The 14,231-nt window shown below is 73.1% G+C and carries 12 protein-coding genes; 4 read left to right on the plus strand and 8 right to left on the minus strand.

Translation table 11 applies throughout. The features are described 5' to 3' along the window. Positions 1-62 precede the first annotated feature (62 nt). Positions 63-935 carry a glycoside hydrolase family 43 protein gene (locus BJY16_RS26290; RefSeq protein ID WP_185042236.1) on the plus strand — a complete coding sequence of 291 codons (873 nt, stop codon included), beginning with the start codon at positions 63-65 and terminating at the stop codon, positions 933-935. 22 nt (positions 936-957) lie between these two features. Here BJY16_RS26290 and BJY16_RS26295 read toward each other — a convergent pair whose 3' ends face one another. From BJY16_RS26295 to BJY16_RS26310, 4 genes are all read right to left on the minus strand, one after another. After that, positions 958-1,548, minus strand: coding sequence for a TetR/AcrR family transcriptional regulator (locus BJY16_RS26295; protein ID WP_185042237.1), 591 nt, complete (start codon positions 1,546-1,548; stop codon positions 958-960). A 73-nt stretch (positions 1,549-1,621) separates the two neighbouring features. After that, on the minus strand, positions 1,622-2,788 hold the full coding sequence (locus tag BJY16_RS26300) for a WD40 repeat domain-containing protein (protein WP_239177065.1): 1,167 nt from the start codon (positions 2,786-2,788) through the stop codon (positions 1,622-1,624). A gap of 32 nt (positions 2,789-2,820) precedes the next feature. Next, a complete protein-coding gene (locus BJY16_RS26305; protein ID WP_185042238.1) occupies positions 2,821-4,113 on the minus strand; it encodes an RNA polymerase sigma factor in 1,293 nt (430 codons plus the stop codon). Next, the gene (locus BJY16_RS26310) at positions 4,110-4,466 is read right to left on the minus strand and encodes a YciI family protein (RefSeq protein WP_185042239.1); all 357 of its coding nucleotides are present in this window, start codon (positions 4,464-4,466) and stop codon (positions 4,110-4,112) included. Before BJY16_RS26310 ends, BJY16_RS26305 begins: the two co-directional genes overlap by 4 nt. A 281-nt stretch (positions 4,467-4,747) precedes the next feature. On the opposite strand from BJY16_RS26310, the gene BJY16_RS26315 reads away from it, so the two are divergent. Further along, complete coding sequence (locus BJY16_RS26315) at positions 4,748-5,602, plus strand: RpnC/YadD family protein (RefSeq protein WP_185042240.1); 855 nt, start codon at positions 4,748-4,750, stop codon at positions 5,600-5,602. A gap of 134 nt (positions 5,603-5,736) precedes the next feature. Here the strand turns inward: BJY16_RS26315 and BJY16_RS26320 are convergent, their stop codons facing one another. After that, positions 5,737-6,882, minus strand: a complete 1,146-nt coding sequence (locus BJY16_RS26320) for an RCC1 domain-containing protein (RefSeq protein ID WP_185042241.1) — start codon at positions 6,880-6,882, stop codon at positions 5,737-5,739. 194 nt (positions 6,883-7,076) lie between these two features. Here BJY16_RS26320 and BJY16_RS26325 point away from each other — a divergent pair, with 194 nt between their 5' ends. Both BJY16_RS26325 and BJY16_RS26330 read left to right on the plus strand, forming a co-directional pair. Then, positions 7,077-7,643 carry a hypothetical protein gene (locus BJY16_RS26325; protein ID WP_185042242.1) on the plus strand — a complete coding sequence of 189 codons (567 nt, stop codon included), beginning with the start codon at positions 7,077-7,079 and terminating at the stop codon, positions 7,641-7,643. Positions 7,644-7,802: 159 nt separating this feature from the next. After that, positions 7,803-8,126 (plus strand): antibiotic biosynthesis monooxygenase, encoded by a 324-nt coding sequence (locus BJY16_RS26330; protein WP_185042243.1) that lies wholly within the window; start codon positions 7,803-7,805, stop codon positions 8,124-8,126. A 17-nt stretch (positions 8,127-8,143) separates the two neighbouring features. Here the strand turns inward: BJY16_RS26330 and BJY16_RS26335 are convergent, their stop codons facing one another. The 3 genes from BJY16_RS26335 to BJY16_RS26345 are packed head-to-tail and all read right to left on the minus strand — an operon-like array spanning position 8,144 to position 14,231. Beyond that, positions 8,144-9,196, minus strand: coding sequence for a T6SS phospholipase effector Tle1-like catalytic domain-containing protein (locus tag BJY16_RS26335; RefSeq protein ID WP_185042244.1), 1,053 nt, complete (start codon positions 9,194-9,196; stop codon positions 8,144-8,146). Positions 9,197-9,214: 18 nt separating this feature from the next. After that, a complete protein-coding gene (locus BJY16_RS26340; protein WP_185042245.1) occupies positions 9,215-10,633 on the minus strand; it encodes a hypothetical protein in 1,419 nt (472 codons plus the stop codon). Positions 10,634-10,643: 10 nt separating this feature from the next. Beyond that, the gene (locus tag BJY16_RS26345) at positions 10,644-14,231 is read right to left on the minus strand and encodes an FHIPEP family type III secretion protein (RefSeq protein WP_185042246.1); all 3,588 of its coding nucleotides are present in this window, start codon (positions 14,229-14,231) and stop codon (positions 10,644-10,646) included.

A 14,231-nucleotide genomic window follows, 5' to 3' on the forward strand; every position in this document is an offset into this window, starting at 1 on the left:
TGGTCCTGGCGCTCGCCGCCTGTTCGTCGCCTCCTCCTCCGCCACGCCCATCGGGAGAGCCTGTGCTGATATATCCGGAAAACTTCCCCGACCCGGGGGTCATCGAGGCCGACGGGACCTGGTATGCCTACGGCACCAACAACGCGACCGACAACGTCCCGCTGCTGACCTCCACCGACCTGGAGCACTGGACCCCCGCGGGCGACGTGCTCCCGGAGGTCGGCAGCTGGGCCCAACGCGGCAACACCTGGGCGCCCGAGGTGGTCCGCACCGACGCCGGCAAATACGTCCTGTACTACACCGCGCGCTGGTCCAAGGCGGACCGGCAGTGCATCGGGGCGGCGGTGGCCGACACCCCGGCCGGGCCCTTCGTCGACCCGTCCGACCGGCCGCTGATCTGCCAGGACGCCGACGGCGGCTCGATCGACGCCAGTCCCTACCGGCACACCGACGGCAGCCTCTACCTGTACTGGAAGAACGACGGCAACCACATCGGCAAACCCACTTTCCTGTACGGCCAGAAGCTCACCCCGGACGGCCTGTCCCTGACCGGCGACCCGGTGCAGCTGATGGTCAACGACAAGCCGTGGCAGGCACACGTGATCGAGGCGCCGCAGATGGTCCGCCACGACGACAAGCTCTACCTGTTCTACTCGGCGAACGCCTTCGACACCGACCGGTACGCCGTCGGCTACGCCACCTGCGACACCCCGCTCGGGCCGTGCCACGACGCGCCGGAGAACCCGATCCTCGCCTCGTTCCCGCAGGCGGCCGGGCCGGGCCACAGCTACCTGGTGACCAAGGCGGACGGCAGCACCTGGCTGCTTTACCACGCCTGGCCGCCGGACAGCATCGGCAGCGTCAGCCCCGGCCGTCAGCTGTGGCTGAGCCGGGTCGACTGGCCGGACGGCAAACCCGTCGTGGTCACCTCATGAGCCGGACTCGCTCCCGCCGGGGTCACCTCATGAGCCGGGCGAACACCTCGGCCAGCGCGTCCGCCGAGGTCTCCGGGGAGCCGGACGGCAACACGATGTGACTGACCGTGAGCCGGACGATCGACTCGGCCGCCAGCCGGGTCGTCGCCGGGGCGGCCTCCGGCACGCAGGCCGCCGCCCACTCCTCGATCACCGCGCCGGCCGCGCCCAGCAGCAGGTCGGCGCGGGTGGTCAGGTAGGGCAGCAGCTCGTCGGCGCCGCCGGGGGCGCTGGTCAGGATCGCCTTGATCAGCGGATTCCCGGCGGCCTCGCGCAGCGTGTGCAGGATCGCGGCGTGCCCGGCCGCGCGGACGTCACCGCCGTGCTCGTGCAGCCGGGCCCGGACCGCGGCGGTGAACTCCTCGATCTCCCGCACGGCGAGCGCCTGGGCCAGCCCGTCCCGGGTGCCGAACTCGTTGTAGACGGTCTGCCGGCTGACCCCGACCAGCCGGGCCACGTCGGCCATCCGCACCCGGTCCCAGCCGTCCGCCACGGTCAGCTCCCGCGCCGCCGTCACCAGGGCGTCCCGCAGCCGGGCCCGGTTGGCGTCACGGTAGGAGAGCGCTGTTTCCATTCCGGCCATTCAACCCGATTTCCGGTACGACACGCGCGGCGCTCCCGGTCGTACCGGAAATCCTGGGTTTTGCTCAGGCGGGCTTCTTGCCCGGGATGCGCCAGAGCCGGACCTTGTCGTCGGCGCCCGCGGTGATCAGGCGTTTGCCGTTGCGGGTGAACCGCAGCGCCCAGACCTGGCCCTCGTGGCCGGTCAGCGGCGCGCCCCGCAGGCTGCCGGTGACCGTGTCCCACAGCCGGACGGTGCCGTCGTCGCTGCCGGTGGCCAGCAGTTTCCCGGCCCGGTTGAAGCGCAGGGCGCGGACCGGTCCGGTGTGCCCGGTCAGTGGCTCGGTGGCCGCCCGGCGCGTCGTCGTGTTCCACATCTGGACGGTGTTGTCGCCACCGGACGAGGTGGCCAGCAGCTTGCGGTGGTGGCTGAAGGTGAGCGCGTAGACCGGCCCGGTGCTGGTGGTGATCGGCTGGCCGGCGGGTTTGCCGGTGACCGGGCTCCACAGGCGGACCACGTTGCCGGCGCCGGAGGCGGCGAGCAGTTTGCCGTCCGGGCTGAAGCTCATCGCGTAGACCGGGCCGGGGCCGGGAGTCAGCGGCTCGCCGATCGGCCGGCCGGTGGCCAGGTTCCACAAGCGCACGGTGTTGTCCGCGCCGGTGCTGGCCAGCCGCTTGCCGTCCGGGCTGAACGCGACCGAGCCGACCGGGCCGGCGTGCGCGTTCAGGGTGCGCATCGCCTCCCCGGTGGCCGGGTCCCACAGGCGGACCGTGCCGTCGGCGCCGGCCGTGGCCATCAGGTCGTCGTCGGCGTCGAACGCCACCGAGCGCACCGCTCCGGTGTGCCCGGTCAGCGGCGCCCCGGACCGCTTGCCGGCGACCGGATCCCACAGCGACACCCCGCGGTCCCCGGCGACCGCCAGCAGCTTGCCGTCCGAGCTGTACATGATCGAGTTGACCGACCCGGCGCCGGCGGCCAGCGGCGCCCCGGCCGCCCGCCCGGTCGCGGTGGCCCACAGGTGCACCCGCGCGTCGCTGACCGTGGCGAAGACCTTGCCGTCCGGGCGCAGGGCGATGAGGCCGTCCGCGCCGGGCACGACGGTGCGCCCGTTCTGCGGTGCCGGGGCGGTTCGCGGGTTGGTGGCGGCCGAGCGCTCGCTGTGGTCCGCCGCGAGGGCGGGGTGCGGGCCGGTGACGACGATGGGCGCCAGCAGCCCGACCAGGGCGACGGCGAGGAGGTTCTTGGTATTCACGCCCGCACGATAACTACCGTTATAGCCAACTTTTATCCGTTTCGTCGCATTTCCTCCGACCGGACCTCGGCCAGGCGGTCGGTGAGGAAAGCGCGCTCGACCTCGTTGCCGGTCAGCGTCAGGGCCTCCGCGTAGGCGGTGGCGGCGTCCGCCCACCGGCCGAGCCGGCGCAGGAAGTCGGCGCGGGTGGCACTCAGATAGCCGTAAGTCGCCAGCGCCGGCTCGCCCAGCAGCGGGGTCAGGGCGTCCAGGCCGGCCTGCGGGCCGTCGCGCATGCCGATCGCCGCGGCGCGGTTCAGCCGGACGACGGGGGAGTGCGGCCACCTCTCCTGCAGCACCGTGTAGAGCGCGACGATCTCCGCCCAGTCGGTGTCCGCCCAGGTCGGGGCCTCGGCGTGGACGGCGGCGATGGCGGCCTCGACGGCGTAGCGGGTCGGCGGGCGACGGCGCAGCGCGTCGGTCAGCACCGCGGTGCCCTCGGCGATCAGCGCGGCGTCCCAGAGGGATCGGTCCTGGTCGGCGAGCAACCGGAGCCGGCCGTCCGGGCCGACCCGGGCCGCCGCCCGGGCGTCGTTGAGCAGCAGCAGCGCGAGCAGCGCGGCCACCTCGGCGTCGGACGGCATCAGCAGGCGCAGCAGCCGGGCCAGGTCCACCGCGCAGCCGGACAGGTCACGGCGGACCAGCTCCGGCCCGGCCGGCGCGGTGTGCCCGGTCGTGTAGATCAGGTGCACCACCTGCAGCACCGCGCCGACACGTTCGCCGAGCTGGTCGGGGGCGGGCACCCGGTACGGGATCCGCGCCGTGGCGATCTTCTTCTTCGCCCGGGTGATCCGGGCCGCCATGGTCGGCTCCGGCACCAGGAAGGCGCGCGCCACCTCACCCGTGGACAGCCCGCAGACCAGCCGCAAGGTCAGCGCGACCTGCGCCTCCCGGGCCAGCGCCGGATGACAGCAGGTGAAGATCAGCCGCAGCCGGTCGTCGGCGACCACACTCTCCGCCGAGCCCGGGACGCTCTGCCCGGCGAACAGCCCGTCCGCCGGGCCCGGCGTGCTCTCCTCGGCGACCAGCAGCGGCATCGTCCGGCGGAAGTGCGACTCGCGCCGCAGCACGTCCCGGGCCCGGTTGCGGGCCACCTGGGTGAGCCAGGCGCCCGGCCGGGACGGCACCCCGGACGCCGCCCAGACCTGCAGCGCCTGGGCGTAGGCGTCCTGAGTGCACTCCTCGGCCAGATCCAGGTCCCGGGTGAGCTGCGCGGTGGTGGCCAACACCCGCCCCCAGTCGCGGCGGTGCGCGTCGGCGACCGCCGCGACGACGTCCTCGGTCACCCGTGGAACACCACGGGCCGGATCTCGACGGCGCTGTGCCCGGCCCGCACCTCGGGCAGCAGTGCGGCCAGCTCCAGCACCTCGTCCAGGTCGGCGGCCTCCAGCAGGTAGAAGCCGCCGAGCGCCTCCTTGGTCTCCAGGAACGGCCCGTCGGTGGTGATCAGATCCCCGGCCACGCCGCCGCGCAGCGTGGTCGCGGTCGGCGCCGACACCAGCTCCTCCCCGCCGACGACCCGTGCCCCGGCCGCTTCCCGGAACGCCGCGTGCGCGGCGTCGTGCGCGGCCCGCTCGTCCGCCGTCATGGCGTCCCACTGAGCCGCGTCGCCGTAGATCAGAAGCGTGTACTTCGCCATTGCCGTTCCCCTCACGTCGTGGCCCGGGGTGGGCCTCTCAACCTACGACGAACGACGCGCCCCGCGGATCGACAGGCCGCACAGCCTTTTTCACCGGCGATCCGGGCCGGTTGCGGGTCGCTGTGGGTTCCCATTCTTTCGGTACGCCGCCCGCCCGCCTCCGCCTCCGTCGCCTCCCGCCCTCCCGTCAGCCTTCAGCCTTCCGCCGACACGGTTCACTCTTGTCGCTAGTCACTGTACCCGCGTACAGTTGTCGTGTGTCACGGTCTTGGGGAGGGGATGTGTCTGACGGGTCGGGGGACGGTCGCCGCGGTGCGGCAGTCCGGGACTACGACGGTTTGTACAAAGCGCTGCTGAACGCGCACCCGCAGGAGGCGTTACGGCTGCTGTGCAAGGCGCAGGTCGACGGGGCGGTGGTCGTCGACGGCCCGACCGAGCAGGTCCGCCAGCGCAGCATGCAGCGGGACAAGGTGTTCGTGGTCTCCGGGCCGGACGGCACCGTCGACGTGCACCACATCGAAGTCCAGGTGAAACGGACCGACGACTTCCAGGTCCGGATGGTGGCCTACTGGGCGGGCCTGGCCGGCAAGTACGCCGAGCCGAGACACCGGATCCACCAGACCGTCCTGTGGCCGGTCGGCGGCGGCTATCCCGGGTCTTTCCAGCGCGACCGCCTGCACTTGGAGTACCGCTCGGTGAGCGTCCCGGACGACCTCGACCCAGCCGCGTTGCTGACGAGCCCGCTGGCCCCGCTCGCCCTGTGGTCGAGCCGCCGCCCGCCGGATGTCGCCGACCGGGTCGCCGAGCGGATCGCCGCCGTGGCGGACAACGAACAACGATTGGTTCTCGTCGACCTCAGTATGCTGGCTGAGGAAGACGTCGCAGCTCAGGTGGTCGAGGCGTTGAGGAGCAAAGGCATGAGTTTCGCTCTGGAGAAGACCGAAGTCGGTCGCGAGATCGCCCAGAAGAACCGGCTGGAGGAGCGAATCGATGCGATGAGACTTCTTCTACAGGCCCGCTTCGGTGACCTCGCCGACTTGGACGAGCTGGCGCGGAGGCTCGTTGCCGACGACTATGCGGCCAACATGGTGAAAATCGTCAACGGCGCCTCGCTGGAAGACCTCGAACGGTCCTGACCGCGGCGTCGGATCAGACGGTCGTTCGCCGCCTCGGTCGTTCTCGGCTTCGGTGCAGGGCATCTACCGCAGGGAAGGTCGGCGCCGCCCAGGGACGGCCGGCGCCGTTCGGTGAAGCGGCGCCGGCCGGTAGGTCAGGCGGGCAGGGTGACCTGGGTCGGGGTGGTGCGCTGGGTGGTGGTGCCGTCGCCGAGTTGGCTGTTGGCGTTGTTGCCCCAGCACCACAGGCTGGCGTCGGTGCGGAAGCCGCACGTGTGGTAGCCCGTGACGTGCTGGGCGGACCACGTCGTGGCGGTGCCGACGCGTACCGGGGAATTGTGGTTTGTCGTCGTGTTGTCGCCGAGCTGGCCGGCCATGTTGTTGCCCCAGCACCACAGGCTGCCGTCGGTGCGGTCGGCGCAGACCGTGTTGTAGCCGGCGTCGACCCGGCTCCAGGTGGTGCCGGCGACCTGGGCCGGCGCGGTCTGGTAGGTGGTGCCGGCGCCGAGCTGGCCGTAACCGTTGTCGCCCCAGCACCACAGCGTGGCGTTGGTCTGGGTGGCGCAGGCGAAGGCGTAGCCGGCGGAGACGGTCGCCCAGCTGGTGCCGGTCCCGACTTGCGCCGGGGTGGTGGCCCCGGTCAGCCGGCCGAGTCCGAGCTGGCCGTCGCCGTTGTCGCCCCAGCACCACAGGGTGCCGTCGGTGCGGGTGCCGCAGCTGTGCGCGAAGCCGGTGGTCACGCTCGCCCACGTGGTTGCCGTGCCGACCTGCAACGGCGCGGTGGCGTAGTAGACCGAGCCGGTGACGCCCAGCTGGTTGAGCCGGTTGAAGCCCCAGCACCAGAGCGTGCCGTCGGTGCGGGTGGCGCAGGTGTGGCTGTCGCCGGCGCTGACCGTGGCCCAGCCGGTGCCCGTGCCGACCCGGGTCGGCACGTTGCGGTTGCTGGTGGTGCCGTCGCCGAGCTGGCCGCGGGTGTTGCTGCCCCAGCACCACAGTGACCCGTCGGTCTGGGTGCCGCAGGTGTAGCTGGTGCCGGCGTCGATGCTGGTCCAGGTCGCGGTGCCGACCCGGACCGGGGTGGTTTTCTTGACGGTGGTGCCGTCACCGAGCTGGCCCTTGGTGTTGTCGCCCCAGCACCATAGGCCGCCGTCGGCGCGGATCGCGCAGGTGTGCGAGTAGCCGGCGGCGACGGTGGTGGTGGCGGGTGGTGCGGCGGCGGCCGCTGGTCCGGTCGTGCCGCCGAGGGCGAACGCGGTCAGCGCGGCGGCGGTGAGGAGGGCGCGCGCCGTGAATGTGCGCATGTATGGATCACTCCAAGCCGGGGATCAAGGGGAGTGGGAGCGCTCCCAGGATGTTCTTACCATCGCCCATCGACATTGACTAGAAGCAATGTTGTCGGTCCTGCCTTCGTGCCAGACCCTCCTTCGGGTGGCGTCCGGCCGCCCGGCCCGGCCGTAGAGTGCGCCGAAAGCCGGTCCGATCAGGGAGGACGTCAGTGAGACGTCGTTGGTTCATCGCGCTTCTGTGCGCCATGGTGATCCTGGCGGTCGCCGCCGGGATCGTGTTGTCCCGGCTCCGGGCGCAGCCCGCCGTTCCGCAGGGCGCCGATCCGGTCGTCACCACCACGGTGACCGAGAGCCCCGCGCCGGAGACCACCACGAGCCGGCCGAAGGATGTCCCGACCCGCAAGGTCACCGCCACGGCCACGGCCACCGCCACGCCGGCCGCGAGCGAGACCCCGGACGGCCCGGCGATCAGCTACTTCCGGGTCACCGGCAAGCCGTCCTGCCCGTCCGGCACCGACCAGGTCCGGTACGAGGGCACCCCGGTCACCCTGGAGTGGAAGGTCACCGGTGCGGAGAAGGCCACGCTGTCGGTGGACGGCCCGGGCGTCTACGCCGAATACGCCACCAAGGACTCCGCCACCCTCACGTTCTCGTGCGGTGGTGACCCGGGTGGCTACCAGGTGCACACCTACCTGCTCACCGCGATCGGCCCGGACGGCACCAAGACCAGGAAGCTGACCGTCAAGGCCAAGGTCAACGAGATCGCCACCACCTGAGTTCCTGGACGCCGGCCGACATCCCCTACGGTGACCAGGTCTTCCACGCCCAGGTCCGTCCGTCCCTGAGGTCCGCTGCGCGGCGCGAGGCCACGCCGGGCTTCCGGACACCCCGCTTTCGGTACGGCCGGAGCACCGTGATTCCGTAGACTTCCCGGCGTGATCGCGCGCATGTGGCGGGGCTGGGTCAGGTCCGAGCGGGCCAAGGAGTATGCCGACTACGTCGCCCGGACCGGCCTCGCCGGATATCGGGAGACGCCGGGAAATCTCGGCGCCGAGTTGTGGACCCGGGAGGTCGGCGACGGCCGTACCGAGGTCACCACGCTGAGCTGGTGGGAGTCCGTGGACCACATCCGGGCCTTCGCCGATGACGACATCGACCGGGCGGTGTTCTACCCGGAGGACGACGACTTCCTGGTCGACCGGGAGACCACGGTCACCCACCACGAGGTCACCGGCCGCATCCCGGACACCCAGGCGTAGGCGACGGTACGACCCGGTCACGGCCAGGCCGAGTCGTCCCAGCGCACGTCGGCGGGCAGCTTCGCGGCGTACTCGGGATGTCTCTTGATCCGGGTCCGGACGCTGGCGTGCACCCGGGCGTCCGGCGGCAGCGGCCGGGTCCGGCGCGGGATCAGCGCCCACTTCCAGCCCATCCGGTGGATGTCGCCGAAGGCGTCGGCCTCCTGCCACCGGCACTGCTCCGAGTAGGACGGTGCCAGCAGGAGCCCCTCGGCGCGGGCCCCCTCCAGCATCCAGCGCAGCGACACCCGGCCCAGCTCGGGATGGTCGTCGAACCCGCCGCCGACATCCGAGTGCACCCCGGCGAACCAGGTCTCGGTGACCCGCCGCCGGCCGTCCGCCGGACTCGGGATCAACTTCTCCCGGTACGGCCGGCGCCGCTCGTCGATGGCCACCGCGTGCCGCACGACACGCACGTTGAGCAGCTGGTTCGTGTAGGGCCAGTGAATGTCCCGGCCGATGATCCGGGTGGCTTTCACGGTGTCGTAGACGCCGAGGTAGTGGATCGGGAAGGCGCGCGACTCCGGGTTGACCGGCCGCACCGCCATCGCCGCGGAGAACCGGTCCATCAGGTCCCAGCCCTCCGTCCCGTCCAGCCGGGAGTTGCGGCCCGGGCGGCGGGCGTAGGCGCGGATCGCGTACCGGATCAGGTTCTCGTTCCCCGGGCGCAGCAGGCCGATCCGGTAGAGCATCCCGCACAGGGCCCGCGCCGTGTAGGCCCCGCGGCTGAAGCCGAACACGAACACCCGGTCGCCCGGCTGCCAGGCGCGCATCAGGTAGCCGTAGGCCTCGCCCACGTTGCGGCGCAGGCCGTGGCCGAGCGCCAGCCCGCCCAGCCGGGACAGTGCGCGCGCGGTCGCGGTCCAGGCGCTCGGCGAGGCGAACGTGCCCACCCCCGGGTCGTAGTAGACCACCTGCTCCGCGGGCCTGCTCACGTCCAGCAGCTCGACGGTCTTCAACACGTTGGTGGCGCCCACGGCCTTGACCTCGTTGCCGGTGCCGTCCAGGCAGATCACGATGTTCTTTCCCATGGCCTCGTCCCGATCGACTCAGGACCGCTTCCGGCGCAAGCGGCTCGGCAGCGCGACGGCGGGCGGGATCTCGTTCACCCACTTCACGGCCGGCGCGGCGGGCGTGGCGGCGAGCATCGCGCGGGCCGGCCCGACCGCGGCGGCGGTCCGGGTGACCACCACCGCCGGACCGGTCCCCACCTGCCGCAGGAAGGTGCGGGCGGTGCGGCCGGCGGCACCGCGTCCACCGGAGTGGCTGAGCTGCTCCTCCAGGCGGGCCGGCAGCCGGATCAGCCGCGGCCGGTCGGTGTCGCTGCCCAGCCGCCACTTGTCCTCGTCCAGGCGCTGCCGGATCTCGGCGGCCAGGATCTCCGGGTCGCCCAGGTGCCTGCGGGCCGGCCGGGACAGCAGCGGGGTCTCGGCCAGCCGCACCACGTCCGGGTCGGCGGTGCTGCTGCCGGCCTCCAGCATCAGCCAGAGCAGCCGGGGCAGGTTGCGCATCGCCTCGGTGTCGGCGCTCAGGATGCGCAGGCACGCCGAGACGGTCTCCAGCGGATAGCAGTCCTCGATCAGCTCGACCATGTCGGGGACGATGTCACCGACCGTGATCAGCGACTCCTTCACCTCGGAGGTGCGCACGAACCAGGCGCGGTGCTCGTACAGCTCCCGCCGCAGCAGGTCGGTCAGGGCGTCCCAACCGGCTGACTGCGGCAGGTCCGGCTCGCCGACCGTGACGTCGTTGAGCCGCAGGCGGACCCGGCCCGGCGGCAGCTCGGCGAACTGCAGCCGGACGTCCGGGAACTCCAGGCCGGTGCGCCGGAACAGGTCCTGGCGCAGCGGGGTCAGATCGGCGCCGGCCGCGGTCAGTTCCCGGGCGGTGGCGGCCGAGGCGTGCACGACGATCTCCCTCGGCGCCAGCGCGTCGACGAGACGTTCGCCGAGCGTGGCGGCGTTCTCCTCGGGCGTGCTGCGGGCGATCAGCCGGCGCAGCTCACCCGCGTTCAACCGGATCCCGTTGTCCAGGCCGTAGCAGAGCGCGTCGCGGGCGACCTGCCGGCTGCACGTCCCGATCGACACCATGTCGGTCACCAGGGCGAGCGCGCGCCCGGGGTCGATCAGCGCGGACAACGCGCGACTGATCGACCGGTTCACCGCCTGCACGACGGCGTCGGCCCGGTCCGGCGCGTCCGGGTCCGGCCCGGCCGGCAGGCCCACCGCGACCGGCCGGTCCAGGATGTCCAGCTCCGGGCGGTCCAGCGCGGGATCGGTGTGCACCCGCACCTCGATGTCCTGGTTGAGGCCGAGTTCGTCGCTGTAGCCGGCCAGCAGCTTGCGGATCCGGCGGACCAGCCCGCCGGACGCCGCCGGCGCGTGCAGCGTCGCGGTGATCCGCTGGCGGGCGGGCATCCGCGGGTCCGGGCGCACGGCGCCGAAACCGGGAAGCATGCGGTCGCTCATCGCGGTCTCCTCACTCGTCGCCGGCCAGCACGGTGACCTCCCGGCGGGTGCCGGCCATCAGCCGCCAGACGTGCGGCCGCAGCACGCCGTCGTCGACCAGCACCCGGACGGGTCCGTCCGCTTCGGCGCGGCGCGCGTCGTGCCAGCTCGCCAGGTCGGCGACGAGCGCCTCGGCGTCGGCCCGGCGCAGCTGCCAGACCGACGGGTCCCGCGGGTTCAGCCCGGCCGCGATCCGTTCCCGCAGGGCCGGGTCCAGGCTCACGGTGACGGCGGTGGCCGGTCCGGTCTCCAGCGCCGCCCGGCCCAGGCGCCGGCGCACACTCCGGAGGGCGATCAGCGGGTCGGCCGGGCCGTCCGCCTCGATCTGCTGGAACGCGGTCACGATCAGTTGCCGGTCGGTGATCGGGACGCCCTCCCGCAGCAGCAGCCGGAGCAGGCGCACCAGCCGCAGCCGCAGGCGGGCATCGGCGCGCAGCCCGGCGTACCGCTCGCCGATCGCGGACTCCCAGCCGTCCAGCCAGAGCAGCAGGTCGTCCACTCCGAACACGCGGGCCAGGCTGGGCCGCAGGGACGTCTCCAGCCGCCCGGCGACCCAGTCGGCGAACGGCGCGCCGGACCGTTCCCGCGGTTCCGGCCGGGCCCGGCCGACGACCTGCTCGACCACGCAGAACTCGACCGAGCCGGGATCGCGGGGCAGGCCGACCGTGGTCCGGACGGCCGGGACGAGCACGCCGGTCTCCGCCGCGATCCGGTGCCGGACCTCGTCCAGCCGCGGCGCCAGGTCGTCGGCACGGCCCCGGAAATCCTCACCGAGCCGCACCTCGACCTGGGTCAGCAGCGGGAAGACCGCGGCACTGCCGACATCGCGCCGGCGCAGCCGGGCGACCCGCGACAGGTCCAGGCTGCCGGCGATCTCGCCGAGCGACTGCCGGGCCGGGGCGGGCAGGTCGTCGTCCTCGCGCCGGGACAGCAGCGCGTCGCGGTGTGCCCAGAAGGTGGGTATGTCGCGGGCGAACAGGGTCAGGGCGCCGGTCAGCACGCGCGGCCCGTCCGGCCTGGTGAGCAGGGCGGCGAGCAGCGGCGCGGCGGCGTCCGGCCCGGCCTGCTCCTGGGTGGCCAGAGCGAGCCGGGCCTGCAGGGCCCCGGACTCCGGCTGGTCGGCGAGGAACGGCGCGGCCGTCGCCTGCAGGTCCTCCCAGACGTGCCGGGCGGCGGGCAGACCCTCCTTGCGCAGCACCTGGTCGCCGTTCTTGATCACTTCCCCCGCGGCGCGGGCGATGCGGAGCGGCGCCTCCGGCGCGACGCCCCGCTCGGCCAGGCCGGCGTAGATCCGGATGGCGTCGCCCAGCTCGCCGTCGCGTATCCGGACCCGGGCCGTCGCCAGCTGGGCGGCGTCGTCATCCGGCTCGCGTCGCGCGTCCAGCAGCGCGGTGATCCGGCCGTGCGCGGCGGTCTCGGTGTCCGCGACGATCCGGGCCACCCGGGCGGCGTGCGGGGCGTCACCGACCAGCCGCAGCAGCAGCGGGAACTCGACCGCGGTCAGATAGCGCAGATCCAGGACGATCCGCTCGGCGGCGACCGCGCCGGCAAGCAGGTCGCGCGCCCGGGCCAGATCCGCCGGGCCACCCCGGGTGAGCAGGGCCAGTGCCATGTCGCGGGGGAAGGTGTTGTCGGTGATGGTGCGGCCCATGCCCTCGTACGCCTCGACGGCCTGTTCGGTGCGTCCGCCCAGCCAGGCGGCGTACGCCGGGAAGTACTGGCTGTTCATCGACGCGCGGCGGTCCCACACCTGGTCGAAGCGGCGCCGGGCCCGCTCCTCGTCGCCGCAGATCAGGTAAGCGGTGCCGAGCAGCGTGTCGTACATGTTGGGTTTCACCCCGGAGCCCTGCCGGGCCACCACGGCGGCCGCGGCCGGCCGGCCGCGCAGCAGCTCGGCGACAACGTGCGCGTAGAGCAGGTCGGGGGTGCCGGGACGGAGCAGCTCGTGTTTCTCGATGACGGTGAGTGCCTGCGCGTCCCGGCCGTGGTCGAGCAGCGCCCGGGCGAAGGCGTCCACGACGAACCCGTCGGCGGCGTCGGCATGGTAGGCCTGGCCGGCCGCGGCCAGCGCGTCGGCCGGATAGCCGGCGTCCCGCAGCAGGGTCGCCACATAGGCGTAGCCGCGGGCGTACCGGTCGTCGAGCAGCAGCGAGCGTTCCGCCAGGATCAGCGGCGAGGTGGGCGGGTCCGGCAGTTGCTCGGCGATCAGCGCGGCGGTGACCAGCGACCACGGCGCCACGTCGGCCGTGCCGGACCACTGGAAACCCTCGTTGACGGTGAGCCAGGCCTCCTTCATCACGTCGCCGTCGGCGCCGCCGTACGGATGGATGCCGGACACGCGCAATGCCTCGGCGTGGTCCCACCAGTATTTCGCCACGCTGCTGTCGAGCTTGTGCGCCGCCTCGAAGCACGCGATGGCGCGCTGGTTCTCGCCGGCCGCGGCGAACATCTCGCCGGCCCGGTGCTGGGTGGCGGCCGCCTCGGCGTCCCGCCCCAGATCCTTCAGCAGCCGGGCCCGATCCCGCAGGGCGGACCGCTCCGGGTGCGAGCCCTCGCCCTTGATCCCGTCCTGCAGAGCACGTTCGAGCAGGTGGAACGCCCACGCCGGATCCTCCTCGCGCAGCTGGCGGGCGCAGCGCCAGAGCAGATTGGCCGGGATCGGCCGACGCAGCACAGGCTCGGCAACCGCCCGCCCACCGACGGTCACCGCGAGATCGTAGTTGTCGTCGGCCTGATACCAGGCGTTCTCCGCCTCGGCGACCAGGCCCAGCCCGATGTAGCCGTCGGGCAGCGCGGGCATCGCCGCGACCAGGTCTTGGAAGGTCTTCCCGGCGTCGGGGAACTCCCCGCGCGCCAGGGCCAGTTCACCCGGCAGTGAGGCAGCCGCGGCCAGCACGGCCTTGGGCAGCTGCGGATCGGCGGCGTCGGTGGGGAGGAGTTGCGCGGCGGCCTCCGCCGCCTCGACGTCGCGGGTCTGGTAGAGATGGATCCGGGTCAGCAGGACGGCGAGCCGGACCACCGTGGTGGCCTCCAGGGAGTCGCGCGTCGGTGGCTCGAACAGGGCGTGCAAGGCCCGTGCGGCCGGCCACAGATCGCCGCTGGCGGCCGCGGTCGCCACCGTGCCCAGCCGGTCGGCGAACTCGTACCGCCCGCCGTCGGGTGGCTTGATCGCGAGCACCTTGGCGCACAGGTCGAAGCGCTCGGCGGCGAACGCCTTCACCCAGGTGCGCAACCAGAGCCGCTCGTGCTCGGCGCCGCTGAGCCGGTTGAGCTCCCGCCGCCGTCGCTGCCACCAGGTGGAGCCCAGCGGCTCGGCGGTGGCCTGTTCCTCCTCGGCGCGGCTCGCCCGGGCGTGCAGGTCGGCGAGCACCCGGTCGACGGTCTGCAGCTCGCCGCGCAGCGTTTCGACGGCGGCCAGCAACGCGGCCGGTCCGTCGGTCCGGGGAAGAGCCAGTGCTTCGGCGTACGCCCGGGTGGGCTCGGCCGATGTCAGCGCGGTGAGCGCGGCGACAGCCTCGTCGACCGCCTGGGCCACCTCGGACTCTGTGGTGCCGGCCAT

This window comes from Actinoplanes octamycinicus (assembly GCF_014205225.1).
GTDB classification, from domain to species: Bacteria; Actinomycetota; Actinomycetes; order Mycobacteriales; family Micromonosporaceae; genus Actinoplanes; species Actinoplanes octamycinicus.